This window comes from Mycobacterium sp. (assembly GCF_019243155.1).
Lineage (GTDB): Bacteria > Actinomycetota > Actinomycetes > Mycobacteriales > Mycobacteriaceae > Mycobacterium.
In genome coordinates this window covers 1-3,712 of record NZ_JAFAUS010000223.1, presented here as the reverse complement: position 1 = coordinate 3,712, position 3,712 = coordinate 1, and the positions used below count along the sequence as shown (strand labels likewise).

Below are 3,712 nucleotides of genomic sequence, written 5' to 3'. Positions count from 1 at the left end.
CGCACCCTGTCACTGGGTGATTTCCGCACCCTCGCTTACGCGATGCTGACCGACGCCGCCATGCTGCGCTGGCTGGATGGCCAGGCGAGCACCGCGAAGTCCCCCAACGAAAACCTCTCTCGCGAGTTCATGGAGCTGTTCGCCCTGGGCCACGGTAACGGCTATACCGAAAACGACGTGCGCAGCGGCGCCCGGGCATTGACGGGCTGGGTGATCGGCGCCGGAGACCAGACGTCCGTGGTCGCCAAACGCCACGACGCGAGCGCCAAGACACTGTTCGGCCAGACCCGCAACTTCGACGCCGCCGGATTCTGCGACACCGTGCTCGCCCAACCCAAGTCGGCCGAGTACATCGCCGAAAGACTATGGCAGCAACTAGCTTCCGACGACCCGCCCTCCCAGCAGACGCTCGACCGGTTGGTGTCCTCCTACGGGCCGAAACGGGACCTGCACGCGTTGACCCGGGCGATTCTCACCGACAACGAGTTCACCGGCGGCCGGGCGGCCATCGTCAACACGCCGGTCGAATGGCTTGTCGGCGTGGTCCGTTCGCTGCGGGTGCCCATGGATGAGCCGGCGCGGATGAAGATGGTCGACTCGACGTTGCTGGCGCTCGGGCAACGACCCTTCTACCCGCCCAGCGTCGGCGGCTGGCCACACGGCCAGGTGTGGCTGTCCACCGCCAGTGCGGGGACGCGGCTGCGCGCCGCAACGGAATTAGCTCGTGCCGGCGACCTGTCGAGCATCGAAGACGTCGCACCCGGCGAGCGCATCGACGCGGTCGGCTACCTGATCGGTATCGGGGCGTGGTCTGACCGCACCGTCGAAGCGCTCAGGCCACTCGCGGGTAGGCCACCGCAGCTGGTCGCCGCCGCCGTCAACACTCCCGAATACCTGACGTCGTAGGGAGATTGCCCATGCCCGAGATGAATCGCCGCAGATTCCTGATCGCCAGCGCAGGCGCCGGCGCGGTCGGTCTGCTGTCCGGCGCGGTGGCGGTCGACTGGAACGACCTGATGCAGGCGGCGCAGGACAACCCGCTGCCGCCCGGAGCCGGGGTGTTGGTGCTGTGCACGCTGTACGGGGGCAACGACGGCATCAACACCCTGATTCCTTACGCCGACAACGCTTATCACGACGCGCGACCCGAATTGGCCTATGCACCCGGAGACGTGCTACACCTCGACCAGCAGCTGGGACTCAACCCCGCGATGAAGGGGCTAGCCCAACTGTGGAACCAACAGCGCCTTGCCATCGTGCGTGGCGTGAGCTACCCGCAACCCGACCACAGCCACTTCCGTTCCATGGACATCTGGCAGACCGCGTCACCGGCCGAGCCGGTGTCGACTGGCTGGATCGGTCGCTGGCTCGACGCGACCGGCGACGACCCGCTGCGCGCGGTCAACATCGGGGCGGTGCTGCCACCGCTGGCCGTCGGCGCGAAATACACGGCGGCGGCGCTTTCGCCGGGCGGCGGGGCCGCCGCGGCGGACAGGTTCGACACGGTCATGGACGCACTCGGTCGCGACGACCCCTCCGATACCCCGGCAATGGCCGCGGTATGCAAGGCGTATCGCGCCGCGCGAACGACCAACACCACCTTCAAGTCGGTCAAACCTGCTGAAAAACAACCGAATTCGCTTGCCTCGCAGCTGAGCATGGTCGCCGCCGCGATCAAGGCCCGCGTTCCCACCCGGGTATACACCGTGCAGCTCGGCGGGTTCGACACCCACGCCAACGAACGCAACACCCAACAGCGCCTGCTGCAAACGTTCGACGAAGCGGTCACCCCGTTCCTGCAGCAGGTGGCCAGCTCGAACGTGGTCTTGACGGCGTATTCCGAGTTCGGACGCAGGGTGCGGGCCAACGCGTCGCAGGGCACCGACCACGGCACAGCGGGCCCGGTCTTCATCGCCGGCACACCGGTCAGGGGTGGCTTCTACGGCGACGAGCCCAGCCTGACCGATCTCGACAATGGAGACCTGAAGTTCTCCACCGACTTTCGTGACGTCTACCACGAACTGCTCGAGCGAACCGTCGGGACGGATCCCACGCCGGCGGTCGGCGCCGGGCGAAAGAGCTTGGGGTTCCTAACCGCGTAGCAGACTCACGCAGTCACGGGCGATGGCCAGTTCCTCGTTGGTGGGAACCACCAACACGGCGATCGGCGAATCGTCCGCTGATATCCGCCGCGCTCCTTTGTCCTGCTTCTCGTTGCGGCCTTCGTCGAGCACGATGCCGAGCCTGGCGAGGCCGGCCAGCGCGTCGCGGCGCACCACGGGGTCGTTTTCGCCGATGCCGGCGGTGAAGCTGATGACGTCGGTGCGCTCCAGCACCGCCAGGTAGGCACCGATGTATTTGCGCAGCCGGTGGATGAACACGTCGTAGGCCAATTGCGCTGCCTCGTCGCCGGACTGGATCATCTCGTGCAGACGCCGGAAATCCCGTTCGCCGGACAGGCCCAGCACCCCGGACCGCTTGTTGAGCATCGACTCCACGTCGTCGACGCCCATGCCGGCGGTTCGGCACAGGTAACCGACGATGCTCGGGTCGATGTCACCGCTGCGGGTGCCCATTACCAGCCCCTCCAGCGGGGTCAGGCCCATCGACGTGTCCACCGCGCGCCCGCCGGCGATCGCCGCAGCCGAGGCGCCGTTACCCAGATGCAGCACAATCTGATTCAGGCTCTGCGGCGGCCGATCCAAGAAGGCAGCGGCCTGCTCGCTGACGTAGTGATGCGACGTGCCGTGAAACCCGTACCGGCGGATCTGCCAGCGTTGCGCCAACTCTCGGTCGATGGCATAGGTCGCCGCGGCCGGCGGTAAGCCGTGGAAGAACGCCGTGTCGAACACCGCGATGTGCGGGACGTCGGGCAGCAGTTTTCGCGCCACCTCGATCCCGGTGATCGCCGGCGGATTGTGCAACGGGGCCAACTCCGGCAGCTTCTCCAGCGCGGCGACCCGCGCGTCGTCCAACAGCGTCGGGTAGTGAAACTCCTGGCCCCCGTGCACGACCCGATGCCCGACCGCCACCAGGCCGCAATTCTTGAGGTCGATGCCGTCGTCGGCCAGCGTGTCGAACGCGCGCCGAAGTGCCGCGTCGTGGTCGGGAACCGAGGAGGATCCCTCGCCGATCCGGTCGACGTTGCCGGTTGCCCGCGAGACTCCGGAATCGGGTTCGACGAGTTGATATTTCAGAGACGACGAGCCGGAGTTGATCACCAATACGGTTGCGCTAGAAGTCACTGCGAACACCTTGAGCCTGGATCGCGGTGATGGCCACCGTGTTCACGATGTCTTCGACCAGTGCGCCCCGGGACAAGTCGTTCACCGGCTTGCGCAGGCCTTGCAGCACCGGGCCGATGGCGATCGCACCGGCGCTGCGCTGCACCGCCTTGTAGGTGTTGTTGCCCGTGTTCAGGTCGGGGAAGATCAGCACGGTGGCGCGGCCGGCGACCGGCGAGTCGCGCAGCTTGGTCGCAGCGACCGAGGGTTCGATGGCGGCGTCGTATTGGATGGGTCCCTCGACCGGCAGCTGCGGATCCCGCTGTCGCACCAATTTCGTAGCCGTCCTGACCTTGTCGACGTCGGCCCCGCTGCCCGAATCGCCGGTCGAGTAGGACAGCATGGCCACCTTGGGCTCGATGCCGAACCGCGCGGCGGTGCGAGCGGACGAGATCGCGATGTCGGCGAGTTGCTCCGGGGTCGGATCG

The 3,712-nt window shown here is 67.0% G+C and carries 4 protein-coding genes; 2 read left to right on the top strand and 2 right to left on the bottom strand.

All coding sequences use genetic code 11. The features are described 5' to 3' along the window. Together JOZ00_RS11215 and JOZ00_RS11210 are read left to right on the top strand one after the other, a co-directional pair. The coding region (locus JOZ00_RS11215) for a DUF1800 family protein (protein WP_293343707.1) at positions 1-906 on the top strand (906 nt) is incomplete at its 5' end. 11 nt (positions 907-917) lie between these two features. Continuing rightward, a complete protein-coding gene (locus JOZ00_RS11210) occupies positions 918-2,102 on the top strand; it encodes a DUF1501 domain-containing protein (RefSeq protein WP_293343705.1) in 1,185 nt (394 codons plus the stop codon). Here the strand turns inward: JOZ00_RS11210 and JOZ00_RS11205 are convergent. Together JOZ00_RS11205 and JOZ00_RS11200 are read right to left on the bottom strand one after the other, a co-directional pair. Then, the gene (locus tag JOZ00_RS11205) at positions 2,091-3,245 is read right to left on the bottom strand and encodes an acetate kinase (RefSeq protein ID WP_293343703.1); all 1,155 of its coding nucleotides are present in this window, start codon (positions 3,243-3,245) and stop codon (positions 2,091-2,093) included. The two genes, JOZ00_RS11210 and JOZ00_RS11205, sit on opposite strands and share 12 nt — an antisense overlap. Further along, the coding region (locus tag JOZ00_RS11200; RefSeq protein ID WP_293343701.1) for a phosphate acyltransferase at positions 3,235-3,712 on the bottom strand (478 nt) is incomplete at its 5' end. The genes JOZ00_RS11205 and JOZ00_RS11200, both read right to left, overlap by 11 nt.